The 25,668-nt window shown below is 63.1% G+C and carries 22 protein-coding genes; 10 read left to right on the top strand and 12 right to left on the bottom strand.

The window, feature by feature from the left end:
* The first annotated feature begins 45 nt into the window (after positions 1-45).
* Positions 46-582, top strand: coding sequence for a (2Fe-2S)-binding protein (locus tag QQJ96_RS11195; RefSeq protein WP_284332079.1), 537 nt, complete (start codon positions 46-48; stop codon positions 580-582).
* Positions 579-2,831 carry a xanthine dehydrogenase family protein molybdopterin-binding subunit gene (locus QQJ96_RS11190; RefSeq protein WP_284332078.1) on the top strand — a complete coding sequence of 751 codons (2,253 nt, stop codon included), beginning with the start codon at positions 579-581 and terminating at the stop codon, positions 2,829-2,831. Before QQJ96_RS11195 ends, QQJ96_RS11190 begins: the two co-directional genes overlap by 4 nt.
* Positions 2,832-2,940: 109 nt before the next feature.
* On the opposite strand, the gene QQJ96_RS11185 is transcribed toward QQJ96_RS11190, so the two are convergent.
* On the bottom strand, positions 2,941-4,926 hold the full coding sequence (locus QQJ96_RS11185) for a hypothetical protein (protein ID WP_284332077.1): 1,986 nt from the start codon (positions 4,924-4,926) through the stop codon (positions 2,941-2,943).
* A gap of 69 nt (positions 4,927-4,995) precedes the next feature.
* The gene (locus QQJ96_RS11180) at positions 4,996-5,997 is read right to left on the bottom strand and encodes a hypothetical protein (protein WP_284332076.1); all 1,002 of its coding nucleotides are present in this window, start codon (positions 5,995-5,997) and stop codon (positions 4,996-4,998) included.
* A 289-nt stretch (positions 5,998-6,286) separates the two neighbouring features.
* Here QQJ96_RS11180 and fusA point away from each other — a divergent pair, with 289 nt between their 5' ends.
* Together fusA and QQJ96_RS11170 are read left to right on the top strand one after the other, a co-directional pair.
* Positions 6,287-8,326: an elongation factor G gene (gene fusA, locus QQJ96_RS11175; protein ID WP_284332075.1), complete on the top strand. Its 2,040-nt coding sequence runs from the start codon at positions 6,287-6,289 to the stop codon at positions 8,324-8,326.
* 89 nt (positions 8,327-8,415) lie between these two features.
* Positions 8,416-8,913 (top strand): GreA/GreB family elongation factor, encoded by a 498-nt coding sequence (locus QQJ96_RS11170; protein ID WP_284332074.1) that lies wholly within the window; start codon positions 8,416-8,418, stop codon positions 8,911-8,913.
* 67 nt (positions 8,914-8,980) lie between these two features.
* Here the strand turns inward: QQJ96_RS11170 and QQJ96_RS11165 are convergent, their stop codons facing one another.
* The 8 genes from QQJ96_RS11165 to QQJ96_RS11130 all read right to left on the bottom strand — a co-directional run bounded on the left by QQJ96_RS11165 (position 8,981) and on the right by QQJ96_RS11130 (position 16,809).
* Positions 8,981-10,288: a DUF58 domain-containing protein gene (locus tag QQJ96_RS11165; RefSeq protein WP_284332128.1), complete on the bottom strand. Its 1,308-nt coding sequence runs from the start codon at positions 10,286-10,288 to the stop codon at positions 8,981-8,983.
* Positions 10,288-11,280, bottom strand: coding sequence for an AAA family ATPase (locus tag QQJ96_RS11160; protein WP_284332073.1), 993 nt, complete (start codon positions 11,278-11,280; stop codon positions 10,288-10,290). Before QQJ96_RS11160 ends, QQJ96_RS11165 begins: the two co-directional genes overlap by 1 nt.
* Positions 11,277-12,407 carry a DUF4350 domain-containing protein gene (locus tag QQJ96_RS11155; protein ID WP_284332072.1) on the bottom strand — a complete coding sequence of 377 codons (1,131 nt, stop codon included), beginning with the start codon at positions 12,405-12,407 and terminating at the stop codon, positions 11,277-11,279. Before QQJ96_RS11155 ends, QQJ96_RS11160 begins: the two co-directional genes overlap by 4 nt.
* Positions 12,404-13,915 carry a DUF4129 domain-containing protein gene (locus tag QQJ96_RS11150; RefSeq protein WP_284332071.1) on the bottom strand — a complete coding sequence of 504 codons (1,512 nt, stop codon included), beginning with the start codon at positions 13,913-13,915 and terminating at the stop codon, positions 12,404-12,406. Before QQJ96_RS11150 ends, QQJ96_RS11155 begins: the two co-directional genes overlap by 4 nt.
* Positions 13,905-14,882 carry a stage II sporulation protein M gene (locus tag QQJ96_RS11145; RefSeq protein ID WP_284332070.1) on the bottom strand — a complete coding sequence of 326 codons (978 nt, stop codon included), beginning with the start codon at positions 14,880-14,882 and terminating at the stop codon, positions 13,905-13,907. The genes QQJ96_RS11150 and QQJ96_RS11145 overlap by 11 nt, the downstream gene beginning before the upstream one ends.
* Entirely contained in the window at positions 14,879-15,559 is a 681-nt protein-coding gene (locus tag QQJ96_RS11140; protein ID WP_284332069.1) for an RDD family protein, read from the bottom strand. Before QQJ96_RS11140 ends, QQJ96_RS11145 begins: the two co-directional genes overlap by 4 nt.
* A complete protein-coding gene (locus QQJ96_RS11135) occupies positions 15,559-16,083 on the bottom strand; it encodes an RDD family protein (protein ID WP_284332068.1) in 525 nt (174 codons plus the stop codon). Before QQJ96_RS11135 ends, QQJ96_RS11140 begins: the two co-directional genes overlap by 1 nt.
* Before the next feature lie 246 nt (positions 16,084-16,329).
* On the bottom strand, positions 16,330-16,809 hold the full coding sequence (locus QQJ96_RS11130) for an SET domain-containing protein (protein WP_284332067.1): 480 nt from the start codon (positions 16,807-16,809) through the stop codon (positions 16,330-16,332).
* Positions 16,810-17,059: 250 nt separating this feature from the next.
* Here QQJ96_RS11130 and QQJ96_RS11125 point away from each other — a divergent pair, with 250 nt between their 5' ends.
* The 6 genes from QQJ96_RS11125 to QQJ96_RS11100 all read left to right on the top strand — a co-directional run bounded on the left by QQJ96_RS11125 (position 17,060) and on the right by QQJ96_RS11100 (position 24,235).
* Entirely contained in the window at positions 17,060-17,557 is a 498-nt protein-coding gene (locus tag QQJ96_RS11125) for a hypothetical protein (protein WP_284332066.1), read from the top strand.
* A gap of 29 nt (positions 17,558-17,586) precedes the next feature.
* Entirely contained in the window at positions 17,587-19,362 is a 1,776-nt protein-coding gene (locus QQJ96_RS11120) for an acyl-CoA dehydrogenase C-terminal domain-containing protein (protein ID WP_284332065.1), read from the top strand.
* Positions 19,363-19,474: 112 nt separating this feature from the next.
* Positions 19,475-21,436 carry a CocE/NonD family hydrolase gene (locus tag QQJ96_RS11115; protein ID WP_284332064.1) on the top strand — a complete coding sequence of 654 codons (1,962 nt, stop codon included), beginning with the start codon at positions 19,475-19,477 and terminating at the stop codon, positions 21,434-21,436.
* Between the two features lie 138 nt (positions 21,437-21,574).
* Positions 21,575-22,048 (top strand): GNAT family N-acetyltransferase, encoded by a 474-nt coding sequence (locus QQJ96_RS11110; protein WP_284332063.1) that lies wholly within the window; start codon positions 21,575-21,577, stop codon positions 22,046-22,048.
* A 130-nt stretch (positions 22,049-22,178) separates the two neighbouring features.
* Complete coding sequence (locus tag QQJ96_RS11105) at positions 22,179-23,786, top strand: flavin monoamine oxidase family protein (RefSeq protein ID WP_284332062.1); 1,608 nt, start codon at positions 22,179-22,181, stop codon at positions 23,784-23,786.
* Entirely contained in the window at positions 23,783-24,235 is a 453-nt protein-coding gene (locus QQJ96_RS11100) for a c-type cytochrome (protein WP_284332061.1), read from the top strand. The genes QQJ96_RS11105 and QQJ96_RS11100 overlap by 4 nt, the downstream gene beginning before the upstream one ends.
* Here the strand turns inward: QQJ96_RS11100 and QQJ96_RS11095 are convergent, their stop codons facing one another.
* Together QQJ96_RS11095 and QQJ96_RS11090 are read right to left on the bottom strand one after the other, a co-directional pair.
* On the bottom strand, positions 24,236-24,583 hold the full coding sequence (locus tag QQJ96_RS11095) for a GFA family protein (protein WP_284332060.1): 348 nt from the start codon (positions 24,581-24,583) through the stop codon (positions 24,236-24,238).
* Between the two features lie 105 nt (positions 24,584-24,688).
* Positions 24,689-25,450, bottom strand: a complete 762-nt coding sequence (locus QQJ96_RS11090) for a SapC family protein (RefSeq protein WP_284332059.1) — start codon at positions 25,448-25,450, stop codon at positions 24,689-24,691.
* Positions 25,451-25,668 lie beyond the last annotated feature (218 nt).

The raw sequence follows: 25,668 nt of genomic DNA, 5'->3' as shown, positions 1-25,668 counted from the left end.
CGGCAATGCCACAATGCGCCGCTGGATAAACGGAGACACCACCTGATGGCGCAAGACCACGCCGCGCTGCCCACCAAGCCGACGGAGATCGTTCCGACGCCCGTCCGCCCCGGCATCGACCTTGAGATCAACGGCGAGCATTTTCGCCACACCGGCGATCCGGCGATGCCCTTGCTGTGGTACCTGCGCGACGTGCTAAGGCTCGACGGCACCAAGTACGGTGGCGAGCATGGCGACGGTGGCGCCGACCTGGTGCTGGTGAATGGCAAGGCGACCTCCGCCATCACCACGCCGATGAGCAAGCTGGCCGGCAAGCAGGTCACCACGGTGGAAGGCCTCGCGAATGGCAAGGGTGACCTGCATCCGTTGCAGCAGGCGTTCATCGATGAAGACGCGATCGGCTGCGGCTACTGCACACCAGGCTGGCTGATTGCCTCGGCGGACCTGCTCAATCGCATCAAGGAGCCGAGCGACAACGATATCGACGCCCTGCCCAACCTCTGCCGCTGCGGCTGCCAGACACGCGTACGCAAGGCGATCAAACGCGCAGCCGCAACGATGAAGCAGGGAGCCAAGGCATGAGTGGCACGCTGAAGCTTTCGCGCCGCCGCTTCCTGCAGGTGCTAGCCGGCGCGTCGGGTGCCTTGATCGTCGGCATCCGCAGCGCCCACGCAGCCACCGCACCTACGCCCCCGGACATGCTGGGCGATGCGCTCTTCGACCTCGGCGTATACGTGCGCGTCGATGCGGACGGCACGGTGCTGATCGGTTCGCGCGACCCGGAAACCGGCACCGGGGTCGCCACCGCGCTGGCGCGCATCATCGCCGACGAAATGGATGCCGACTGGCAGCACGTGCGCGTCCTGCCGCTCGGCCTGGGTGTTGCCGATGACAACGGCAAGCCACACTGGCTGTATGGCCAGCAGGCAGGTGGCACCGGCAATTCGATGCCCCGCGCGTGGCGCGATCTGCGTTCGGTCGGCGCATTGGCGCGCTGGCTGCTGATTCGCGCCGCCGTGCCGCAATTGGGCGTTCCGCCCGAGCAGTTGCACACGGAACGAGGTTCGGTGATAGCGCCGGATGGGCGCCGTCTGAGCTACGGACAGCTTGCTGCGGCGGCAGCGAAGATCGCCTTGCCGCCCGGCGCGGTGCAACTGAAGACACCGGATCGCTACAACTTGATCGGCAAGCCCGCCGGCGATGCCCACGCCCGTGCGATCGTCACAGGGCAAACGGCGTATGCGCTCGATCAGCACTTCGGCGATACCCTCGTCGCCGTGCTCGCGCATTGCCCGTGGCCAGATGGCAGGCTCACCGGGCTCGACAGCAGCGCGGCGCTCGCCATCAAGGGCGTGGTGAAGGTGATCGAGCTCAAGCCCGATCCCCGGCTACCGCCAGGCGAAACGGTCATCGCACCCGCGGTGGCGGTGATCGCCGAGAACACCTGGGTCGCCCTGCAAGGGCGGCGCGCGCTGAAACTCGAGTGGAAGCCCGGCGCGAGCAGCGGCGAAAACAGCGCTGCGCTGGAACAACAAGCCACCGCTTTGCTCAACAGCGATGCCGCGCCGACTACCCGCGTGCGCGACGATGGCGATGTCGACAAGGCAATACGCAAAGCCGCGCGCCGCGTCGAAGCCCTCTACTACCAACCCTGGCTGGCGCATGCCACCAGTGAGCCGATGAACTGCCTGGTACGCCTGGATAAGACCAGCGCCACGCTCTACGTACCCACGCAGTCGCCGCAACAGGCCTGGACCGTAGTGCAGCGCCTTACCGGCCTGGCACCGGACCAGATCGACATTCGGGTACCGCGTATCGGTGGCGGTTACGGCAGGCGCCTCGATCACGATTACGTCGCCGAGGCGGTGCTGCTGGCCAAGGAAGTGGACAAGCCGCTGCGCCTGTTCTGGACGCGCGACGAAGACCTCACGCACGACTACTATCGCTCCGGTTGCGTGCACAAGTTCAGCACGATCATCGACGCCAAGCGCCATGTGCTCGCATGGAACCAGCGCGTGGCCAGCGCCTCGGCATTGGCCGGTCGCGGCGTGCCGGTCGATCATCTGTGGAGTTCCGAAGTCAGCGTCAACCAGTTTCCCGCGGGCTTCGTGCCGAATTACCGCAGCGACTGGCTGGGACTTTCTTCATCGTTGCCGCGCGGTCCGCATCGCGGCATGCCGCATATCACCAACGCTTTCGCGGTTGGCAGTTTTGTCGACGAAATCGCGCACGCGCTGAAGGAAGATCCGCTGGTAACCAACCTGCGCCTGATCGGCGAACCCCGGCTGATTCCCCAGCAAGGCGGCGGCGCGGTCGATACGGCGAGGCTGGTCAACGTGCTGAAGCTCGCCACGGACCGCATCAACTGGAAGGACTGGCTGCATTCGGTGAACGGCCTGGGGCTCGCCTGCTGGTACATGGATGGCGCTTACGTGGCCCATGCGATCGAAGTGTCGATGCAAGGCGAAAAGCTCACCATCGAACGCGCCGTCTGCGCGGTGGACGTGGGCCGGGTAATCAACCCGACCGGCCTGGAAGGCCAGGTGGCTGGCGCCACGCTGGATGCGCTTTCCAGCGCGCTCAATCTCGCCATCACGGTCAAGGACGGCAAGGTCCAGCAAAGCAACTGGAAGGACTATCCGCTCGCCAGCATGGCGCAGCTGCCGCGCACGGTCGAAGTGATCACCGTACCCGGTGAAGGCGATCCGGCCGGCGCGAGTTTCCTGGCCATGCCAACCGCGGCACCTGCGCTTGCCAACGCAGTGTTCCGCGTGAGTGCGGTGCGGGTGCGTAGGCTGCCGTTGATGAAGGAATTGCTGCGGCTGCTGTAATGCGGCTTTCGTCCGAAAGCCGCGTAGGCTGGGATGAAAATCCCAGCATCGTGGCACCCAACGCATGGCAAAGCTGGGATTGTCATCCCAGCCTACGCGCTCCCATCATTCAATGGAACTGATCGCTGGCCGGCACCCATGAACCCGACGTAGATGTTGGCGTACCCACCGGCTTGATCGATGGCAAAGGCTTCATCGGCAATGACGTGCTCGGCGGACAATTCGGCGGCATCGGTCCACCGCTGACGCGCGCTGCCGCGCATTCTGCGCTGTTGTCCAAGACCACCGGTGCAGTGGGTGTTGGCGCGCTCGCCGATTTCGCCGCTTCCGACTTGGGGATCGAAGCGTTTTCAGTAGGCAGGTTCAGCCGGTCGTAGATTTTCTTTTCCAACGGCTGCGCCGGCGGATCGGGATTGTGGCAACCGAACAATGACGACGGCAGCAACGGCATGACCGTGCATTCGACGCGTACGCCTTTTGGCAGGTTGAAGGTGTGCCGCACCGTCGTCTTCTCTACCGCGTGGCGCAAAGCGGTGTCCACGGAGCTTTCGCCTTCGGGCGTCCAGTACTGGTCGAAGCGCGTAGGTCGGTAACCTGGCAAGTGCACGTTGTGCGACATGATCTCGGTGTCGCCACGTGGCTTGAGCTGGATATAGGTGCCGTTTGGCGTGCCAGGCGTGCCTCCGCCCTGCTCGCCCGCTGTGTTGTTGCCCGTGCCGATGGACGGAGATGGCTGCGTGCCCTGAGTCCCGTTGCTTTCGTTCGGCGCTTGCGCCACGCCATTGGGCTGACCTGGATTGCCGGTTTCGCTGCCTTGCGGCGTAGCGTTGGGTGCGGTGCTGGCGCTCGCGTTGCCTTCATTCGCGGGCGCATTCGATGGCGATGGGCTGGAAGCAGATGCTGGACTGGCCGCGGTTTCCTGCTCCTGGCTTGGCGCGGCAGATGGCTTTGCTGCGTTTTGCGCCGGCGTCGGCGTGATCGAAGGGGCCGGGCTCAACTGTGGACGCAACGATACTTCCGGCACCGCCAGCTTGGGCGCTTCGATATTCAAGGCCGGAGCCGAAGGCGTAACGGTCGGAGCCGGCGCGACGGCCGGCGTCACCGGAGCCGGTGCAAGTTCCGGTTGCTCCTGCGGATGCACTACGGGACCTAGCTCTTGCGGCGAAGTGCGTGACACATTGGGTACTGCCAACGGCGTCGCTGACGCCTGCAGATTGACCGTCGGCGCCACTTGCGCCGGCATGGGTATCGGCTGCAACGACGGCGAGGGTGGCGCGGCCGTGGCGGGGCCCGGTTGCACCGCCACCACGCTAGGTATCGACGGCGCCGCCGGCGAAGGTTTTTCCACGGCCATTTGTGGCGCCGTGATGGTCTGCGCCGATTGCGCCGGCTGCGTTGGGAGCGCGATCGAAGGCAGCGGCGGCATCGGCTGCGTGCCTTCGGGTTGCGGCTTGCGCACGGGTTCCGGCTGGAATTGCGGCGGCACCGGTTGTGGCACTTGTACAGCCTGCAGGGACAACGGGGGCGGCGGCAAACCCGTCGGCGTGGGTTGCTGGATCTGAGGCGGTGAAGGCTTCGGCAACGTGATCGGCGGCAACGGCGCTGCTGGCTGCTGCTGTGCTTTTTCGGCGGCCGGCAACTTGGCTTGCGCCACCACCGGTGGCTGTTTCGGCGCCGGTGCAGGCGGTTGCGTCACCGCGGCAACAGGTGCAGCGGTGGAGGTTTCATGGGTTACGCGGGCCACCTGCGAGGTATTGCCGCGATGCGTCGGGCCATGCTCCTTGGGCGGCACACCACGCACCGGTGGCGGAGGCGGCGGTTGCGGCTTGTTCGGGATCAAACGCACCAGCAATGCGTTGCCTTTGGGCTCCGGCGGTGGCGGTGGCAGCGCGTAGGGCGAGCCGAACATCGACCCGAACAACACCATCAAATGCACCAACAGCGCGCCAACGGCGCCGGCCAGCTTCAGCAGCCATTCGCGCGGCTTGTCGCGCGTGCGCCGCCGATAAACGATCGCCCAGGTCGCCGCGTCGTGCGGCGACTTGATCATGACGACCTTGGTCGGGTTGGGATTGTCGGAGGGCAGTGGCGACATGGGCGCCAGTGTAATGGGACGTAAGGAAATTCTTGAGCGCGTGCTCAGCCCGGCCTACAAGTGCCTCCCCTATTTCTTCTTCTCGGCATCCACTGCCCGCGCTGGTGTATCCACCGGACAACCATAAGGCAGCGGCTTGCCGGCACGATAGTCGGCAATGCAAACGGCCAGGTCCGGCTTCGCCACTGGCGCCCCCTTCGCCAGCGGTGCAGACGCCATGCTCAAGCGCTCATCGCCATCGGTTGAGGGTGGTGGTGGTGGTGGGATGACGCAATTGGGAGTGGGGATACCCAACACCTTCGGGCACTTCAGGTGGATGCCCCCAGGCAAGTCGACATCCTTCGTATTGCTTTCGTGGCCGTTCAACTTGCGCATCACGCCGGCCAAGAACGACTCGTGCGGCGGCGGAAAATACTTTTTGAAGGCATTCGGCGCCGACTGGTAGGAGGCCCCGGCGCGATGTTGCATGATTTGCGTATCCCCCTGCGGCGCCCGCTGCACGTAATCCCCCGGGGGCACGGCAGCAGCGCTGGACGCACTGCCCGGCAGCACGACCTGCCCGGTGCGATCGAACAATACCGGACGTGGCGTCGACATCGCCGGCGCAGGTTGAGGCGCCGGTGCGGGCGACTCCGGCATGCGCACCGTCATCGCATTTTTCGATACCGGCTCGCGTATGGGACGAGGAGGTGGTGCAGGCACGGGAGGGGGAGCGGCTTGCGGCTTCGCCGCCCCACGCGTGATGAAGCGCACCTGGATCCCTTCCTCAAGTCGCACCTGCACCGCTTGCGGCACGCGCAGGCCTGGCTTCATCTCGTACCACATCACCAACAGGAACAAGACATGCAGGAGCAGCGCGACCGTCAGCGCCATCCACAGGCGGCGATGATCACGAGGCGGTTTGCGCCAGCGCAATTCGTGCAGCATGGCGCGAGTGGGGCCATCGAGCTGCGCCAGTCCACGGTGCCGGTCGTCTTCCGGCGGCGGAAACCAGCGATGGTGCTCGACCTGGTCAGGGCGTTCGATAAAGCGTCCTCGGCTGTCTTTGCCGACCACGTCTTGTGGTCGCATTGGCTGGTGCTGGGTACGGGATGTCTCACACGGACCCTGTCCCGGCGGCAGAGTTCCATCCGTGATCACGCGACGTTAACGGTTGCGGGCAGCTTGTCGCGAAGCTGTCTTCGCACTGCAACTTGACCATCTCCGCCAATGGGAGAACGCTAGCCCGACGGCAGCAGCCCGGCAGGCGCCGCTGCCGTCCCCCCCCGCCATGACCGCCCTGCGTCCACACGCCAAGGACGACCATGACGGCCCGCCACTATCAGCCGCCATGGCGGCTCAAGCAGAGGAGGGTCGCATCGTGTCCTATCACACGGAACATATCCGCAACCTCGCACTCGCCGGTCATGCCGGCGTGGGCAAGACCACTTTGTTCGAAGCCTTGCTGCAAGCCGGAGGCATCATCCAGACCGTCGGATCGGTGGAGCGCGGCAGCACGCAGTCCGATACCGATCCACAGGAAAGGGCACGCGGCCATTCCATCGACAGCTGCATCGCCGGGATCGACCGCAACACCTGCCACATCAATCTGATCGACACCGCCGGTTACCCGGATTTCCGCGGCGGCACGCTGTCCGCTTTCGCCGCAGTGGAGACGGTGGCTGTAGTGGTAAACGCGGCCAACGGCATTGAACACGGCACGCGGCGGATGATGGAGCGCGCCCGCGAGCGCAACCTCGCCCGCCTGCTGGTTATCAACAAGATCGATGCCGAGGGCGCTGACCTCCCAGGACTGGTCAATGCCTTGCGTGAAGAATTCGGCAGCGAGTGCCTGCCTGTGAACTTGCCCGCTGAGAACGGCAGCAAGGTGCTGGACTGCTTTTTCCACCAGGACGGCGCCGCCGATTTTTCCTCGCTGGCCGAAGCCCACCAACAGATTCTCGACCAGGTAGTGGAAATCAACGAAGCCACCATGGGTGCCTATCTGGATGCCGGCGAGGAGGCGCTGACACCGCAGCAATTGCACGATGCCTTCGAGCAGTGCCTGCGCGAAGGCCACCTGGTGCCGATCTGCTTCGCCAGTGCACGCACCGGTGTTGGCGTGAACGAATTGCTGGATATCGTCGAGCGGCTGCTCCCCAATCCGGCCGAAGCCAATCCGCCGCCCTTTCGCAACGCGCAGAACATGCAGCTCGCGATGGAGCCCGATCCGCAAGCCCACGTGATCGCCGACGTGTTCAAGGTGGTCAACGACCCTTTCGTGGGCAAGCTCGGCATTTTCCGCGTGTGGCAGGGGACGATCCGCCGCGACAGCCAGGTGTTCATCGACGACAACCGCAAGGCGTTCAAAGTGGGGCATCTGCTGCGCCTCAATGGCAGAACACACGCGGAAATGGAGCAGGCCATTCCGGGTGACATAGCCGCCGTGGCCAAGGTGGAAGACCTTCATTTCGACGCCGTGCTGCACGATTCGCACGATGAAGACAGCATCCATCTGGAGCCTATGCAGTTTCCGCAACCGATGTTCGCCCTGGCGCTCGAACCCAAGCACAAGGGCCACGAGCAGAAGCTCTCGCAGGCGCTCTCGCGGCTGGCCGAAGAAGACCCCTGCTTTCGGGTGGAACACCACAAGGAACTGAACGAAACGGTGATCCGTGGTCTTTCTGATCTGCATTTGAAGATCATGCTCGAGCGCATGAAAGAGCGCTACGGCGTGGAAGTGGTAACGCATCCGCCACGCATTGCCTATCGCGAAACTATTTCTGCCTCGGCCGAAGGACATCACCGTCACAAAAAACAAACCGGTGGCGCCGGACAATTCGGCGAGGTATTCCTGCGCGTCGATCCGCTCGACCGCGGGGCGGGCTTCGAGTTCGTCGACGCGGTCAAGGGCGGCGTGATTCCTGGGCAGTTCCTGCCTGCGATCGAGAAAGGCGTGCGCCAAGCGATGGAAAACGGGGCAGTGGCCGGCTATCCGCTGCAGGATCTGCGCGTGACGGTCTACGACGGCAAATATCATCCGGTCGATTCGAAGGAAGTGGCTTTCGTCGCTGCCGGCAAGAAAGCGTTTCTCGATGCGGTCGGCAGGGCTCGGCCGCTGGTGCTGGAACCGATCGTGGATGTCGAGGTAGCCATTCCCGAACCCAACGTAGGCGACGTTACCGGCGGCCTCGCCAGCAAGCGTGCGCGCATCATGGGTACCGACGCCAAGCATGGCGGCGAAATCGTGATCAAGGCGCAAGCGCCGCTAGCCGAACTCACCGATTACCCGACCGAATTGAAGGCCATGACCGGCGGCCGTGGCCGCTACAGCCTGGATCTCAGCCATTACGAACCGGTGCCGCCACCCATCCAGCGCCAGCTCAGCGAAGCCTGGAAGCCCAAACTGGACGAAGACTGACGCCGCCGCTCGATTCACTGAAGAAAGCCGGGCGACGTCGCAACCGCCCGGCTTCATCTGTTTTTATTCAACATCCAAAGGAGGGCCGCATGAGCCGAGCCTTCGTAAAAGACGATGATGGCGATACTCCCGAAGCATTGCCCGAACTGCCGATCAGCGCGCACCCCAATTACGTGACCTCACGCGGCCTGACCCTGCTGCGCGAACGCCTGGACAAAGCCACTGCCCGTCACGACGCCTTGAAGGCGAACGAGCAGGACGCGCTTGACCAGCGCAACGAACTCAATGCACTGGAACGCGAACTGCGCTATCTCCATGCGCGTGTCGCCAGCGCCGTGAAAGTCGACCTGTCCAAACAGCCGCACGATCGCGTCGCGTTCGGAGCGACCGTTACGGTGGACAGCGGAGAGGGTGAGCGGCGCTGGCAAATCGTGGGCGAGGACGAGGCCGATGCGGAACATGGACTGGTCAGCTATGTATCGCCGCTGGCGGCCGCATTGCTGGGCGCGCGGGTGGGTGATGAGGTGAGCTGGCAGCGGCCGGCGGGGGACATGATGATCGAGGTGCTGCGGATCGACTACGTGTAGGTAGCGTCCGATCTGCATCTTCATACCGGTCACCGCAGGGTGTGACACGAGGAATAGACAGCGCCCCCTAAAGCCTGCTTTCCCGCTTGAGCCGCAGATAGCGTTCGATCAATGCCCCCGACAACTGCGCACACTCCACATCCAGCGTCATCACCCCGCGCCGGTTTAGGTCATCATGCACGCGCTCGCGCCCCGCCAAATAATGCATGGCGGACGCACTGCGGATGGCAGCCTCCAGGTTGTCGCCGCCATCGTTGGCGGCCCGCTCCACCGCCTGCTCGCGTAAACTTGCCACCAGCACCAAATGACGTTGCGCCAGCATCGTCACCGCCATGGCAAGTTCACTGTCGTCTTCGTCGCGCACATTGGTCACAAGAATCACCAATGCACGTCGCCGCTGCCGTTCCTGCAGAGCCCTTGCCGCGGCAAGATAATCGGTAGGCGCGGAAGTCGCCTGCAAGTCGTAACCTGTGCCCAACAGTAGGTCCATGCCGCCACTATCCCGCTGCGGGGGCAGCCAGCGCTGTGTACGCCCGGTGCAAGCGAGCAAGCCCACCGCATCGCCTTCGCGCATGGTGATGTACGCCAATGACAGCGAAGCGTTCAGCACGTGATCGAAATGCGAGATGGCACCATCCCGTGCCAGCATGCGGCGACCACAGTCGAGCAGCAGCACGATCTGCTGGTTGCGTTCTTCGCGATATTCCCGCGAGATGAAATGACCGATGCGCGCCGTGGCTTTCCAATCGATCTTGCGCATGCTGTCGCCGACACGGTAGTCGCGCAATTCCTGGAATTCGGTGCCTTCGCCGCGCCGTCGCTGCAAACGCGCACCGATGGCGTGCGAGGCAAGCTCGACACTGAGACCGGCCAACTCGGCCAGCGGCGCGAAATTCGGATACACACGCACGCTGTTCACCACATCGAGCGTGCGGCGCTGCGACCACAAGCGCCACGCCGAATGAAGCCGCAAATGGCAACCTGCAAAGACGGCAGGCCCGCGCTCGCCAGGGGTCAGCGTGTACTCGAACGCGTACGCGGCCTGCATGGGCAACGGGAATCGATGGGGCAAACCCCGTACCGGCCAACCACCTGGATGCAAATCGTGCACGTCGACTATTCGCAGCGATTGCTTGGCGGACTGCAGGCGCAAGCGCACGTACATGTCCAGGCCCAGTGGCACCACCGGCGCAAGCTCGCGCTGCAATGCCGGCGAGGGCGTGCGTAGCAAGCGCCATGCATCAATGAGCATCATGCACGCCAAGCCGGCGCCGCATGCCAGCCAGGCTGTCAATGGGATCGTGCCAATGCTCGCCAGCACGCCTACCAGCGTCCAGCCGAACAACAGCCACAGCAGCAGTGGTCCTGGTCGCATCATTGCCGTGGCGCGGCGACCTTGTGCAGCAATGCGCGGATCACATCATCCGGACGTTGCCGTTCGACCAGGGCTTCGGGCGCCAGCATCAGGCGATGACGCAACGCCGGCAGCGCAACCGTACGCACGTCATCCGGCGTGACGAAGTCCCTGCCGTCCATGGCGGCATGCGCGCGCGCCAGACGCGCCAAGGCCAGGCCACCACGTGGACCCGCGCCTCCCAGCACGGCCGGCCACTCGCGCGTGGCACGCGCAATGCGCACGGCGTAGTCCGTAACCGCGGGATCCATGTGCATATGCGCCACGCCTTGCTGCATCGCCAGCAGTTCCTCCTGCGTCATCACCTGCTGCACGCGCGAGACATCGAGGTCGGCGGCAACCTTGCCGCTCAGTACCTTCTCCACCATGCTCTTCTCGTCCTCCAACGAGGGATAGTTGATCAGCACCTTGATCAGGAATCGATCGAGCTGCGCTTCGGGCAGCGGATAGGTCCCCTCCTGCTCGATCGGATTCTGCGTAGCCACCACCATGAACGGCTTCGGTAGCGGAAAGCGGCGTCCCTCGATGGTGGCCTGCCCTTCCTGCATCGCTTCCAGCAAGGCCGCCTGCGTCTTGGCCGGCGCTCGATTGATCTCATCGGCCAGCAGCAGATTGGCGAACACCGGGCCGCGGCGGATCTGGAAACGCTCCGCCTTCACATCGTAGATCGCGTGTCCCGTCACGTCGGTGGGCATCAGGTCGGGTGTGAACTGGATGCGTCCGAAGCTGCAGCTCATTGCCGCGGCCAATGCGCGCACCAGCAAGGTCTTGCCAAGTCCGGGCACGCCCTCGATCAGTACATGGCCGCCGGCAAGCAACGCCATCAGCACCTGGTCGAATACCTCGCCCTGGCCGATGAAGGCATGCGCCACTTGCTGCCGCAATGCCTGGGTCCGCGCATGTATGATTTGGACCGTCATCGGCGCCGCGGGCGCTAGGGTTTCTGTCGTCATAAGTGGCTCCTTAGCCGCGCCAGGATGGTCATGCTGCTGCGAAACGCGGTGGCGTTCGCGGGCGAGCGAAAAGCGTATCGGATACGTGCAGGTTCGAGCCGGCTGCGTTGCGCCAGCCATGCGTAAAGCTCTTCATCGCCGAGCATGGCGCTGGCCGGATCGCTGCGGCGCAGGCGCGCCAGGATGGATTCGCAGGCCAGGCGATGCAGGCTGCGACCGCCATCGCGGCGAAACAGGAATTCGCCCACCGCATGGATGTGCTCCAGCAATGCACGGCGATGCGTGTCAGGCGCCGGCGCCAGCGGGCCAAAGCGCTCGCTACGCACAGCCATCCAGCCAAGTATGAGCAACAGGGAGGCAAACAACGCCGGCCAGCCACGCACGAATAGATTCACCCAGAACGAGCCGCCTACAAGTTCGTACAGCAGATAAAAGTGACCGCGACCAAAGTTGGGTGCCAGCAGGCGCTGGGCAAATAGCTGTTCGGGAAGGTGCTTCAATTCGTGGCCCGAAAGCGCGCCCAGGTTACTCAGCAGGCTGACCGTGCCACGGCCTTCCTTTACACGGGCAAAAAGCAGTCCCTTGCCAACGTTATCGCCAATGACCAGCTCGGCGCGCGCCTGCGCCTGCAGATGAAAACCCGTGCCGCACAAGATCATCGATCGCTCTGCGGCATCGGCCTGCGCGGTCACGCCGGTCGAGAGCGTCGCGCAGAGCAGGCCGGGCTTTTTTTGATCGCCCAACCATCCGAACGCTTCAAGCAACGGTACGTCGCGACTGCCATAGGAAGCTGGGGCGAAGACCAGGTGGCCGCCTGTGCGCACCCAGGCAGCAAGCCGTTGCGCCTGCACAGGCTTGATGCGGCCCACGTCATCGCCAATGACCACGGTGTCGCCAGGTTCAAGCGAAGGCAGAACCCGGTCGAGCAAAACACTGCTGCTGGCAGGCTGCCCCATGTTTTGCAGCACCTGCTGGAGCGCGAAAAAACGGTTATAGCGCGCCTCACCGGAAGTAGCCGTAGTTTCCGTCGTCCACTCACGCTTGTACGTGCCAAAGAACAAGGCGCTACCCAGCACGATCACGCCCAGCACGATCAATGCAGCCGCAAGACGCGAATCGATTTTCATCGCGCCGCCTGCTGCGCCGGCCAACCCGATAACAGGGCATCGATGCCGGCGTCATCGGGATAGCGGTCGGCGTAGGCAGCAAATTGCCAGGTGCGCACGATGGCGATCAGCCGCTCGCGTCGCGCCGAGTCGTCCATATTGCGCGCGTACCGCAGCCAATCGGATTCCGTCGCATCAATCGGCGGCTGCATGTGCAGCACCGCGGCGGCGCGCTGCACGCTACCGCGATAGAGCAAAGCCAGGGCCTCGCGGCGGCCGCCGCCACGCCAAAGCTCGCGCACGGCGGCGGCAAGATCTTCCGGCAACGGCAGCTCCTGCACGCTGCTGTGTAGCGGCCTTGGCGCCTCGCTGCGCTCCACCGGAGCCGGTTTCACGAAACGCCAATGGCGCAGCGCGAACACGATCAATGCGCTCACGATGACCGCCAGCAGACCCCATAGCAGCATATTCAAAAGACCCGCGCCAAAGTTGGCGAACATCCCGCCGAGCGAGGATGCGTCAGCTTGCGGTGTCGCCGGGGTGCGTCTTACCCAGTGCTGCACTTTGCGCGACTGACCGAAACGGGCATCGCGATAGACGCTGGCAGCTGCGCTGGCGAACAACGCATCTTTGTCGTTGACCGGCTGATGAAAAACCTCCGCGATGCTTTGCGGCGGCGTGCGATCGGCACCGGCCGGCTGGTCCGCCGCATGTGCGAAGGTCGGCAGGCACATCACGCAAACAAACAGCGCCAAGGCCATGCCAGCTTCCACCAGGCGCTGTCGCAAGCGCCGGAACGCCAGATCGATGTCCCATCCTTCCAGTTGGGTACGGCGGTTGAGATACAGCGCGAAACCGGCCGCCACGTAGAGCGGCTCGACGATGCTCATCGATACATAGATCAAGCCCGAGGCGATCCATACCAGCGCATGCCGAAACGCCGGCAGGCTCAGCGCCTGATTCAAGCTACGCATGGAATCAGGCAATGCTTCGCTCGGCACCAGCCACAGCGCGAAAATGCCGAGGCTGAGCGAAATCACCAGTTCGAAGGCGATTGAGGTCCAGGTCAGGCCACTGGCCACGCCGACCAACGGCCGGCTCAGTACACGCCAGCGTGCCCGTCGCTGTTTCGGCCCGACGCCCTCCAGCAGCTCCATCGGCAGGCGCAGTGAGCGATTGGTATCCACGCGCAGCCAGGTCAAGCCAGCCAGGGTGCGCCGCCAAGGCCACGCCCGCTGCCCCTTCAGCGTTGCGCGCCAACTTGGGGCTTGCTCGAACACCGCGCGCGACAGCACAAACAGCGGAATGCGATCGAACAACGGACGCAGCCACCATGGCAGCAGCAAGCCCAGCCATGGCATGGCCAGCCACCATGCCAGCAGTTGGCACAACAGAAATATCGGCAGCGTGAACAGTAGCCAGGCAGACCATACCGGGCGCGCGTGCGCCCGCAACATGGCCATGCCCAGATCCATCGCTTCCTGCGGCGTACGCGGACGCAGCGCTACACCGATGCGCTCAAGCTGCATGCTTGCTCCCTGCTCCGCCGCGCATAAGCCACCACAATACCAGCAACCAGATGCACGCTCCGCTGCCGAATTTAACCACATCCGGTAGCGAGGCGATCGAAGACCAATATGCTTCGATGAAGGCTGCGGCGATGAGCATCGCGAACGCTCCCATGGCCAGGCGCGCGCCTATCCACGCCGCGCGGCGCAACGCCAGCTCGCGCGGCAGGCGACCGGGCGCCAGCAAACTCAAACCGAATTGCAAACCGGCACCGCCGGCAATCACGATGGCGGTGAGTTCGAAACCCGAATGCCCGACTACGAAGCGCCAGAACGGCCCGCCATAGCCGATGGCATTCAGATGGCCCGCCACGCCACCGATAACGACGCCGTTCGCCGCCAGCACGTAGATGGCTCCCACACCAAACAGCAAGCCCGATGCGAAGGTGCGAAACGCGATACTGACGTTGTTCATGATGTAGTAACCGAACATCTGCAAATCGGTGCCGCTGCTGCGCCCGATGTGACTGTTGGCGGGGTCGTACATCTTGTCGAAGTCAGCCAGTTGTCGCGTCGTGAACAGCGAATGCGCCAGCGCGGGCTTCCACAGGATCAGCACATAGGCCACCACCGCCGGCGCGTACAGCAAGAACAGCGCCACCAGCATGTAGCGCCACTGCTGCCGCACCAGCCGAGGGAAGTCTGCGACCAGGAACATCGCCAATTTATGCCAGCGCGGCGCCGGCGGGCGGTAAAGCTGACGGTGCCCCATCTGCACGATCTGTTGCAGGCGATCGGTCACTTCGCGGCTATAGCCACGCGCTCGCGCCAAGGACAGGTGATGGCACACGCGCCGATACGCCACGGGGAAATCCAACGCATGTTCACCGCCCATGGCTAGCTTGGGCTGACGGTCGAGCTGCGCGAGCCAGGTGCCCAACTTGTCCCATTCTTCGGCGTGCAAGGCGACGAACTGCTCCTGCTTCATGTTCTTCCCAGCAATCCATTGGCGTAGGCGGAAATCTGCGCGATCGCCGCACTGCCTTCGCGCCCCGTCAGCGGATGGAGAATGTTGGCCAGCTCTTCCTGCCGCTGCGGCGTAAGCTGGGGGGAACGTTCGGCGAATTCGATCAGCGCGGCCTGTTCGTCCGCATCCAGCGGCAAGGGCAGCGGTTGCGGGGCGGCCACCGGCACCTTGCTGCCGGCAGGGAGTTCATCGGCGTGAATCACCAGCGTACCTGCCACGATGTCGCCGACGCGGCGCGCGGAAGGATCAATGATGCTCACCACCAGGCCAACGCCATAGATCCCGGGCAACGCATCGACCACGCGCAGCAGATTGCGCACCACCGATGGGAGCAAGGTGATCGGCGTAGCGTCGGCATTGACCACGCGCAAACCCAAGACGCGCTTGCCGATGGTCTGGCCATGAAACCATACCTCGCATACCACGTTGTAGACCCACGTGAGTGCAAACAGCAGCAACAAGCCCAAGCCCACGCCGCCACGGCCAAGCATCGAAAAGATGCCCAGCCCCACGAAGAACACCACGGCGCGCAGCAAGGTATCCAGCAGCCAGGCTTGCGCACGACCAAACGCTCCGGCCGCTCGCAGACGCAGGCTAACGCCTTCAGGCGTTTCGATCTCGCGTACCGTGTCCAGCATCAGTCGACGATGACGATGGTGTCGGCGATGTAATCATGGATACAGCGCCTCTCGCTGCCGAAGATTACGAGCACATTGGCAAGCGCGACCAGGGGCCCTACCAGCGGAATTCGCCCCAGCACACCGATCGGAAACCAACGCAAGAAGATGATGCGCAGCAGGGTCGCAGGATTGCCGTCGGTACGCACGATTTTGATACCTAGCATTCGTTTGCCAACGGTCTGGCCGCTGCGATGCAAGAGCACCAGGTTGAAGATCAGCAGCCCCAGCGCCAGCACGCCACCCGTCGCAGCGTAGATGCTGGAGGTTGAAGCTTTCGTGGGGTGGCCATGAGCCCTGGCTAGGTAGCCGGTGTAACCCTCAATGAAGAAAGGCAGCAGGCAGATGCAGAAACCCAGGCCATCGAGCAAGACGGCACCTAGGCGTTGCCCCCGGCTCGCTTTGCGAGCCTCCAGATCATTGCCTTTGAATACGCGTGAGTCATCGACCACCGCGCCCGGCGCGGCATACGGATTTGTTTCCATGGCTAGCTTTCCCTGTCCGCACATCGGCCCCCGTGCCGATGCTTGGCGGAGTATAGGCGCAAGACCTCACGGGCGCACAAGTAGCACGCCGCGGCCCATCGCGTGGGATACAAATGCCGTAAAAGCCCGTCTGGCGATCGGCGGCGTAGGCTGGGATGACAATCCCAGCTTTCGGACAGGTGGCAATGCTGGGATTGTCATCCCAGCCTACGCCGCTACGGAGGGGCGTCGCGCAAGGTGGTCCTGTTAGCCCTGCTTTGCGCGCTTGGGCTTGAGCAGCGTGCCCGTGCACTTGGGCGAACCGCACAGGCAGATCCACTTTTTCTTCAGGCGTGCCGTATGCGGCACTTCCAGCACGATGCCGTAGTCGTAGGTGAGTTCTTCGCCCGCCTTGATGTTGCGCTTGGCCTCGATGATCACCTTGTCCTTGCGCGGGTTGCCGCTTTCGTTTTCTATCACGAAGGCCACGCAGTTGGGGGCGCAGCTATGGTTGATCCAGCGCGCGACGTTGCCCTTGCGGTTGGCGTCGAGGATGTAATCGTCGTTGAGCGTGAACAGGAAGGTATGCCCTGTTTCGCCACCGTCGCCGTACATCTCGTCGGCGTCCTCATGGGTCATCAGGGTGCCTTTGTACTCGATGATTTCCTCACCCTTCTGGATGGGGGCGACGGCAAATACGCCATTGCCGTGGATGGGGGAGCGGCGAGAAACGATGCGACGGGACATGGATGACCGTGTGGAATGAGAGTAAACGCAATCGCTAATGATGCCTGCTCCGTATGGCGTTGGGAACCGCAAGGACAACGCAAGCCTCCCTTTCCCTGCAAGCAGTACATCGCACATGAGCTGAGCGGCCATGCATTGGGCCACCTTCTTTCGGTATAAGCCTTTCTGTTTCAAACGCTTCGCGTGTCGCGGAGCCCCACCCGCCCCTTCCAATCCCTGCTATATTCAAACAATCGTTTGAGGTGCTTCCATGAAACGACTGCTCCACGGACTGGCTCTCCTGCTGCTGGCAACCCTGCTGACGGCCTGCGGACCGCAACGGCAGAGCGTGTTCCCGCCCACCATCACCATCCAGCAGATGCGCGCACTGCCCGATGGCGCCTGGCAGCTTTCCGTGCGCATCCAGAACAACAGCTACACCGGCATGGATTACCAGTCGATCGAGGGCAGCTTGCAGGTGGCCCAGGGCATCCCGGCGCGTGTGCATGCAAAGTTCGACCTGACGATCCCCTCCTTCGCCGGAGACGTGGTGCAGGTGGAAGTGCTGCCGACGCCGGCCATGAGCCAGGCCTTGCAGGCGGTGGCCGGCAAGGGCAGCGCCGGCTCCCTGCCTTATGTGCTGACCGGTTCGGTGCACTGCGTGCCCAACTTGGAAGACCACCCGGACAACAAGAATCCGCGCGATTTCCCGTTCAACAGCAACTCTTTCCTGTCGCCGGTTCCCGGCGTGCCCAACACTTTCCGCTGACGACACAAGTCTTTACGAAGGATGCAGCCATGACGCACTACAAGGCCCCGCTCGATGATCAGCGCTTCGCACTTTTCGACGTGCTGGGCGCGGAATCCGCACTCACTCGTCTGCAAGGCGGCGAAGGCCACACGCGCGACCTGCTCGACGCGGTATTGGAAGAGGCCGGCCGCCTGAGCGAGCAAGTGTTGGCGCCGACCAATGGCCCGGGCGACGAGGAAGGCTGCCACTACGACAAGGCCAGCCGCACCGTCACGACGCCCAAGGGTTTCAAGGAAGCCTTCAAGCAGTTCGCCGAAGGCGGCTGGGCCGGGCTCACCATGGCCGAGGCATTCGGCGGCCAGGCATTGCCCTCGGTGCTGGGTACCGCCACCACCGAGCTGTTCCAGTCCGGCAACCTGTCGTGGAGCCTGTATCCGCTGCTGTCCGAAGGCGCCTGCCACGCGCTCGAACTGCATGGCACCGATGAGCAGAAGCACAGCTATCTCAAGCCGATCGTGGCCGGCCGCTGGACCGGCACTATGTGCCTCACCGAACCCCAGGCCGGTTCCGACCTGGGCCTGCTGAAAACGCGCGCCGAGCCCGGCGCCAATGGCAGCTACAAGCTTACCGGCACCAAGATCTTCATCAGCGCAGGCGACCATGACCTGGCCGAAAACATCGTCCACCTGGTGCTTGCGCGTCTCCCCGATGCTCCGGCCGGCAGCCGCGGCATCTCCATGTTCATCGTGTCGAAGTTCAAGCTGAACGCGGACGGCTCGCCGGGCGAACGCAACAACGTGTACGCCGGCGCCATCGAACACAAGATGGGCATACGCGGTTCGGCTACCTGCGTGATGAATTTCGACGAAGCCGAAGGCGTCCTGATCGGCCAGCCGCACAAGGGCCTCGCGGCCATGTTCACCATGATGAATGCCGCGCGCCTGGCGGTGGGCGTGCAGGGACTCGCGCTGTCCGAGCGCGCATGGCAGAACAGCCTCAACTATGCTCGCGAACGCCTGCAATCGCGCGCTCTTTCCGGCGCGAAGTACCCAGACAAGCCGGCCGACAACCTGCTGGTGCAGCCGGACGTGCGACGCATGTTGCTGACCCAGCGGGCCTTCGTCGAAGGCTCGCGCATGCTGCTGTTGTATGCCGCCCTGCAGACCGACATCGAAGCGCGCGGCACGGACGAAACACAGCAACACAAAGCCAGCGAGCTGCTCGCCTTCCTGATTCCCATCGCCAAGGGCGTGGTCACCGAGCTGGCGCAGGAATGCACCAAGGAGGCATTGCAGGTCTACGGCGGACACGGCTTCATCGTGGAGAACGGCGTGGAGCAGTTCGTACGCGATGCACGCATCATTACGTTGTACGAAGGCACCACCGGCATCCAGGCCGCGGACCTGCTCGGGCGCAAAATCCTGCAGCTGAAGGGTGTTGGCTTGCAGCATTTCCTTGGCGAGATCGGTGCATTCTGCAAACAGCATGCGGCGGATCAGACCTTGCAGCCTTACGTCGGCCCGCTCGGCGCGCTGGCGAAGGAATGGGGCGAGCTGACGCTGAAGCTGGCGCAGCGGGTCCAGTCCAATCCGGAAGAACTGGGTGCGGCGGCCAACGACTATCTCTACTACAGCGGCTACATCACGCTTGCCTATTTCTGGGCTCGCACGGTGGCAGCGCTGGAGCATAGTTCACAGCAACCGGCCTTCAAGCAGGCGAAACGGGATACGGCGGCGTTCTATTTCGCACGTATCCTGCCGCGCACGTACATGCACAAAGCGGCCATCGAGGCCGGCATCGATACGCTACCGGCAATCGCATAACGCTGCGAAGCGATACGCAAAACGCCCGGACCTCCGGGCGTTTTCATTTTTGATGACACGCAGCTGCTCGAATAACGCTAGGCTACCCCGGCTCATCCAAAGGGGAGTCACCATGAAGATCGCTGTACGCGGAGGCCAATCCGCCCTGCTCGCCCTGCTGCTCAGCCTGAGTAGCGCCGCATTCGCCATGGACGACACGCCGAAACAGCAATACCCCAACTATCCCAGCGAAACGCCGGCCCAATTCAAGCCCGCCAGCGAAAGCTTCGACTATGTCGAGCGCGACGTGAAGATCCCGATGCGCGACGGCGTCAAGCTCAATACGGTGATCCTCATTCCCAAAGGTGCGCAGCATGCCGGCATGGTGCTCACGCGCACGCCTTACGACGCCAGGGCGCTTACCCATCACGTCATGAGCGGCCACCTTGGCCCGATGCTGCAAGGCTACGACAACGCCACCGACGTGATCGTGGAAGACGGCTACATCCGCGTGATCCAGGACATCCGCGGCAAGTACGGTTCCGAAGGCGATTACGTGATGAACCGGCCGATCCACGGCCCGCTCAATCCCACCCCGGTCGATGACGCCACCGATACCTACGACACCATCGACTGGCTGGTGAAGAACGTGCCCGAATCCAACGGCAAGGTGGGCACCATCGGCATTTCCTATGATGGCTTCGAACCGTTGATGTCGCTGGTGAATCCGCATCCGGCACTGAAGGTGGCGGTGCCGATGAATCCGATGGTGGACGGCTGGATGGGCGACGACTGGTTTCATCATGGCGCGTTCCGCCAGCAGAACATGGCCTACATCTACGAGCAGTCGGGCAGCCGCGACAACTACTACAAATGGTGGAGCAGCTTCCACGACGACTACGATCTGTTCATGCATTACGTGTCCGCCGGCGAGATGGGCAAGCAATACGGCATGCAGCAGTTGGGTTTTTGGAACAAGCTGACGGCGCACCCGGCCTACGATGCGTTCTGGAGCGACCAGGCGGTGGACAAAGTGCTCGCCGCGCAACCGCTGAAAGTGCCCACCATGCTGGTGCACAGCTTGTGGGACCAGGAGGACATCTACGGCGCCATCGCCGTCTATCGCGCCATCAAGCCGAAAGACAAGCATGGCGACATGGTGAAGCTGGTGATGGGCCCGTGGCATCACGGGCAGGAAATCGACGAAGGCAGCTCGCTCGGCGAGATCCGTTTCGGCAGCGATACGGCCAAGTATTTCCGCGAACACATCCTGCGCCCCTATCTGGCTCAGTACCTCAAAGATGGGGCACCGAAGGCCGATATCGCTCCGGTCACCGCTTATCAGACGGGCAGCAACCAGTGGCAACGCCTAGGACACTGGCCGCTTGCCTGCGAGGAGGCTTGCAACGCGAAGAGCCGCCCGCTCTACCTGCAGGCGGACCACAAGCTCGGCTTCAGCGCGCCGGGCGCCGGCAATGCGTACGACGAATACGTCTCCGACCCTGCCCATCCCGTTCCCTTCCGCGCGCGCCCGATCCAGCCGGTCGGCTACGACAACGGTCTCACCTGGCCGCAATGGCTGGTTGACGACCAGCGCGAAGCCTCCGGTCGCACGGACGTGCTCACCTATGTCTCCGACGTGCTGACCCAGTCGCTGACCATTGCCGGCACCCCGGTAGTGCATCTGGCGGCATCCACCAGCGGCACCGACAGCGACTGGGTGGTGAAACTGATCGACGTCTACCCCGATCAAGTGGCCGAACAGCCGGAAATGGGCGGCTATCAGCTGGCCGTGTCGATGGATATCTTCCGCGGCCGCTACCGTGAAGGCTACGACAAGCCCAAGCCGCTCGCCGCCAACCAACCGCTCAGCTATCGCTTCGACCTGCCGACTGCGAACCATGTGTTCCTGCCCGGCCATCGCGTGATGGTGCAAGTGCAATCGAGCTGGTTCCCGCTGTACGACCGCAATCCGCAGACTTTCGTGCCGAATATTTTCTTTGCCCAGCCGGCGGATTATCAGAAGGCGACGCAGCGGGTCTATCACTCGACCGAGCAAGCCAGTTATATCTCGCTGCCCGTCATCCCCGATTGAGCATGACGAGACGTCCGCTCCCCTTCAGGGGGAGCGGACTGGGCTGACAAAGCTGCTCCGCATGCCATCAGGGTCTTCCACCGGCGCCCCGGTTGGGTGTAGAACCGCGCTTACCCGTTCTTATCGACCGGCCGACGCATGAGCGACAGCACTTTTCTTATTCGTCTGGCCGAGGATGACGATGACTTCATCCTCGGCCTGATCCCCCGTTTCGTCGATTTCGCCCTGCCCGCCTGGCGCAAGCGGCACGAATGCATCGAAGGCATCCGCAAGGACCTCAGCCGCCACCTGGATGACCAGCCCTCCAACAGTTACGTGTTCGTCGCCGAAAACGACGATGGCGAACGCGTGGGCTTCATCCATCTGCAGAAAACCCAGGACTACTTCACCGGCCGGACCAATTGCCATATCTCCGACCTGGCCGTCGTACCTCGCCACGAAGGCCAGGGCGTAGGCAAGGCGCTGATCGGGCATGCGGAAGACTGGGCACGCGAACACCACTGCCAGTTAGTGACGCTGGCGGTATTTCCCGGCAACGAGCGGGCGCGGGCGCTGTATGAAGCAGCGGGGTACAAGCTTGATCTGCTACGGATGGCCAAGCCGGCGCATTGAGCGCGGGGGCGCCATCGCTTCGGCACGCCAACCAGGAAACTTAAGGCCATCATGTAGGAATATGCCTTATGTCACTGTCAGGTCATCACCGAATACGCTCTGCTGACAGTTCGATGACTAGGGGCGGGCCATGCAAGGGGAAGACTCCCGGCTTTCGATGACGCGTCGCGATCTGTTGCGTCTGATCGGGCTTAGCGCGGGTGGCGCCGCCATGTATGCGGCGATGAACCGGCTAGGCCACGCGGCCGAATCGCCCTACCAAGGCACGCCTGTGCTGCAGGGCGCGCCGCGCGGCACAACCGTGCTGATCCTTGGCGCGGGCCTGGCCGGCATGGTGGCGGCATACGAATTGCGCCAAGCCGGCTACAAAGTGCAGGTGCTGGAGTACAACCATCGCCCGGGCGGCCGGAACTGGACCCTACGCGGCGGCGACACCTACACGGAACTTGGTGGTTTTACCCAGCACTGTCGGTTCGATCGCGGCCTCTACCTCAATCCTGGCCCATGGCGCATTCCCTATCACCATCGCGGCCTGCTGGATTACTGCAAAAAACTTCGCATCCCGCTCGAACCCTTCGTACAAATCAACCACAACGCTTATCTGCACAGCGCCAAGGCGTTTGGCGGCAAACCGCAGCGCTTCCGCGCCATCAATGCCGACTACCGCGGCCATGTGGCGGAACTACTCTCCAAAACGACGCAGCAAGGCAAGCTTGATACGCAAGTCACCAAGGAAGACCAGGCGCTGCTGCTCGATTCGCTGCGCCGATGGGGTGCGCTCGACAAGAATTACGCGTACGTCGCCGGCGCACGCGCCAGCAATCGGCGCGGCTACGACAAAGAGCCCGGTGGCGGGCTGTCCGCCAAACCGACGGATTCGCAACCCATGCAACTGCATGACGTGCTCCGCTCGCACCTGTGGTCGGGCCTTAACGACGGCGAGGGCTACGAATTCCAGACCACCCTGCTCCAACCCGTCGGCGGCATGGGCCGTATCGGCGAAGCCTTCGGGCGACAGTTGGAAGGATTGATTCGCTACAACGCCAAGGTCACTGCGATTCAGCAGGATGAAGGCGGCGTTACGGTGAGTTACGAAGATGCGCGCCATCCTGGAGCCGTACACACGGCACACGCCGACTGGTGCATCTGCACGATCCCGCTTTCCATCCTCGCCCAGATTCCCATGAACGTGAGCACGGCGATGGCGGACGCGATCGGGGCGGTGCCTTATGCCGCTTCGGTGAAAGTCGGCCTGCAATTCAAGCGCCGCTTCTGGGAAGAAGACGAAGGCATCTACGGTGGCATTACGCTGACGGATCTGCCCATCAACACCATCGCCTACCCGAGCTGCGATTTGAACCGCCCTGGCAAGGGCGTGTTGCTGGGCGCTTATCTCTATGGCCTGGACGCTTACCAGTTCACTGCGATGAACCCCGACGAGCGCGTCCGCCGAGTGGTGGAATACGGCAGCCAGATCCATTCACAGTACCGGCAGGAATTCGAAAACGGCATCGCCGTGGCCTGGCATCGCGCACCTTTCACCCTGGGCTGCTTCGCGACCTGGAGCGACGAATTGCGCGCCAAGCACTACGAAAACCTGTGCCAGATCGATGGGCGCATCGCCTTGGCCGGCGAGCACGCCTCCTATCTGCCGGCCTGGCAGGAGGGCGCCGTGACTTCGGCGCTGGACCTCATCACCCGTATTCATCAGCGCGTTGTTGCGGGAGGCGCCGCATGAAGCAACTGCTTTCCATGCTTGCATTGTTTCTTGCGTGCACGGGTGCCGCCGTCGCTCAGTCTGCCGACAAGCCGCTGTATACCTACGCTTCGCTGGCGAACGCAAAGGGGGAAGCCGTCTTCCACGCCATTTGCCAGGGCTGCCATATGCCGGACGCCAAGGGCGCCACGGGTGCGGGAACCTACCCCGCGCTGACGGGCAATCCGAAACTCGCATCGCCGCAATACATGGCGGCGGTGATCCTGTTCGGCCGGCACGATATGCCCTCGTTCGTGATGCGGCATTCGGACCCGGGGAATTTCTTCGAAGATGCGACGCTCACCGACGCCCAGATCGCGGACGTGATCAATTACGTGCGGACGCATTTCGGCAACCACTACACGAATAACATCGCGGCTGCCGAGGTAGCCGCCATGCATCCGCAAACGATCACTGCAAAACAGCCGTGATCAATAACTGCGCCCGTCGAACGGCACGCGTTTCAAGTTCGCAAGGTCCACTTCTTCCAGACAACGCACGTTGACGGCGGCCATCGCCTTGCCATCCGGCGCGATGCCCAGGCACAGCGGCGCGCATCCGCAGGTCGGGCAGAAGTGGTGCTGAATGACATGCTTGTTGAAGGTGTAGACCGACATGTCCGCTTCAGCCGTAAGCAGCTTGAACTGTTCGCGCGGCACGAACCACAACAAAAATCCCTTGCGGCTGCAGTGCGAGCAATTGCACTCCATAGCCTGCGTCAGCTCGCCTTCAACCTCGAAGGCAATGCGCCCACAATGGCAACTGCCGTGATAGTTCATGGCCATGCTCCTTGCTTCGATGCGGCGATTCTACTGCGATGGGGGCGGACAAAAAAAAGCCACCCGCAGGGGTGGCTTTTTTCATGATCACTACCACGCAGCCGATCAGTTCTTGGTGGCGTTGACGCCTTCGGCTTCCTCGCGCTGCGCCAGACGCTGGCCCACGCGATCGATGTTCATCAGCGACAGGAGGTGAGCGTAGATCCAGCCCAGCGTGCCATCGGTGAGGAAACGATGGGTGGTTTCCGCATCCAGCTTGCGCAGCTTTTCCTCGCTGATCACGTACAGGCCATTGAGGTTGATCACATTGCCGCTGCGCTCCAGGCGAATATTGCGCGGCTCGAGCAGGTCGTGCTTGCGCAGGTCTTCCATGAATTGCTTGGTGCGCGCGACATGCTGCTGGAATTCGCCGAGGAAGCTCACGGCGTTCTTCAGGATGTCGGTCTCGGTGCCGTCTTCCGCGAACAGGCGCTCGCCTTCGGTGTTGTTGAAGCCTTCATAGGCTTCGTCGAGGAACACGGTGAAGTCATCGCCTTCCGCACCCGGCGGCTTCTCGGCCAGCACGAACGGATAGCGGCGCACGAAGGCCGGAATGTACACGCCCGTCGCCCACTGGCCCTCGCCGTCGAGGAACAGGTTCTCGTTCTGGCGCAGGCCCAGCAGGGCCATCGGGCCGGCGGCGACTTCGTCGGGACCTGCGAACAGGATCGGGATGTCGCGAGCGGTGACGGGGAATTCCGCGCAAGTCAACGGCACGGAGTGCACGCTGTGCGCGAACTTGAGGTTTTGCAGCCCCTTGATGCGCAGATCCTTGTGTACGGTGCGGTTGAGCGGCACTGGGCGCTCGTAGAAAAGTACTTCAGCCACGTTACTTACCTCTGCCCCACCGAGCCGGGGTCGCCACCCACGGCTCCCCCTCCCAAGCCCGGCGTCGGGTCTACAGATGAACAGCCACTATATCAGCGTGGGATTTCCGGGGCGAGTTAGCCATATGGCGGGCATTTCGCCAGTCCCCGCCGGGGATTGCATGCGATTTGCAATCAATTTGGTCTATGCTGCGGAAAAACCGAGCGCCATTGCATAGA

The sequence above is a fragment of the Dyella flagellata genome, from assembly GCF_030160275.1.
Taxonomy (GTDB): domain Bacteria; phylum Pseudomonadota; class Gammaproteobacteria; order Xanthomonadales; family Rhodanobacteraceae; genus Dyella_B; species Dyella_B flagellata.
The sequence above is the reverse complement of the archived record's forward strand: the minus strand, read 5'-3'. Positions and strand labels throughout refer to the sequence as shown.

Bases quoted from the DNA above. Each gene is read 5' to 3' on its own strand.
- QQJ96_RS11195 (WP_284332079.1), top strand. From the start codon at position 46: ATGGCGCAAGACCACGCCGCGCTGCCCACCAAGCCGACGGAGATCGTT.
- QQJ96_RS11190 (WP_284332078.1), top strand. From the start codon at position 579: ATGAGTGGCACGCTGAAGCTTTCGCGCCGCCGCTTCCTGCAGGTGCTA.
- QQJ96_RS11185 (WP_284332077.1), bottom strand. From the start codon at position 4,926: ATGTCGCCACTGCCCTCCGACAATCCCAACCCGACCAAGGTCGTCATG.
- QQJ96_RS11180 (WP_284332076.1), bottom strand. From the start codon at position 5,997: ATGCGACCACAAGACGTGGTCGGCAAAGACAGCCGAGGACGCTTTATC.
- QQJ96_RS11170 (WP_284332074.1), top strand. From the start codon at position 8,416: ATGAGCCGAGCCTTCGTAAAAGACGATGATGGCGATACTCCCGAAGCA.
- QQJ96_RS11165 (WP_284332128.1), bottom strand. From the start codon at position 10,288: ATGCGACCAGGACCACTGCTGCTGTGGCTGTTGTTCGGCTGGACGCTG.
- QQJ96_RS11160 (WP_284332073.1), bottom strand. From the start codon at position 11,280: ATGACGACAGAAACCCTAGCGCCCGCGGCGCCGATGACGGTCCAAATC.
- QQJ96_RS11155 (WP_284332072.1), bottom strand. From the start codon at position 12,407: ATGAAAATCGATTCGCGTCTTGCGGCTGCATTGATCGTGCTGGGCGTG.
- QQJ96_RS11150 (WP_284332071.1), bottom strand. From the start codon at position 13,915: ATGCAGCTTGAGCGCATCGGTGTAGCGCTGCGTCCGCGTACGCCGCAG.
- QQJ96_RS11145 (WP_284332070.1), bottom strand. From the start codon at position 14,882: ATGAAGCAGGAGCAGTTCGTCGCCTTGCACGCCGAAGAATGGGACAAG.
- QQJ96_RS11140 (WP_284332069.1), bottom strand. From the start codon at position 15,559: ATGCTGGACACGGTACGCGAGATCGAAACGCCTGAAGGCGTTAGCCTG.
- QQJ96_RS11135 (WP_284332068.1), bottom strand. From the start codon at position 16,083: ATGGAAACAAATCCGTATGCCGCGCCGGGCGCGGTGGTCGATGACTCA.
- QQJ96_RS11130 (WP_284332067.1), bottom strand. From the start codon at position 16,809: ATGTCCCGTCGCATCGTTTCTCGCCGCTCCCCCATCCACGGCAATGGC.
- QQJ96_RS11125 (WP_284332066.1), top strand. From the start codon at position 17,060: ATGAAACGACTGCTCCACGGACTGGCTCTCCTGCTGCTGGCAACCCTG.
- QQJ96_RS11120 (WP_284332065.1), top strand. From the start codon at position 17,587: ATGACGCACTACAAGGCCCCGCTCGATGATCAGCGCTTCGCACTTTTC.
- QQJ96_RS11115 (WP_284332064.1), top strand. From the start codon at position 19,475: ATGAAGATCGCTGTACGCGGAGGCCAATCCGCCCTGCTCGCCCTGCTG.
- QQJ96_RS11110 (WP_284332063.1), top strand. From the start codon at position 21,575: ATGAGCGACAGCACTTTTCTTATTCGTCTGGCCGAGGATGACGATGAC.
- QQJ96_RS11105 (WP_284332062.1), top strand. From the start codon at position 22,179: ATGCAAGGGGAAGACTCCCGGCTTTCGATGACGCGTCGCGATCTGTTG.
- QQJ96_RS11100 (WP_284332061.1), top strand. From the start codon at position 23,783: ATGAAGCAACTGCTTTCCATGCTTGCATTGTTTCTTGCGTGCACGGGT.
- QQJ96_RS11095 (WP_284332060.1), bottom strand. From the start codon at position 24,583: ATGAACTATCACGGCAGTTGCCATTGTGGGCGCATTGCCTTCGAGGTT.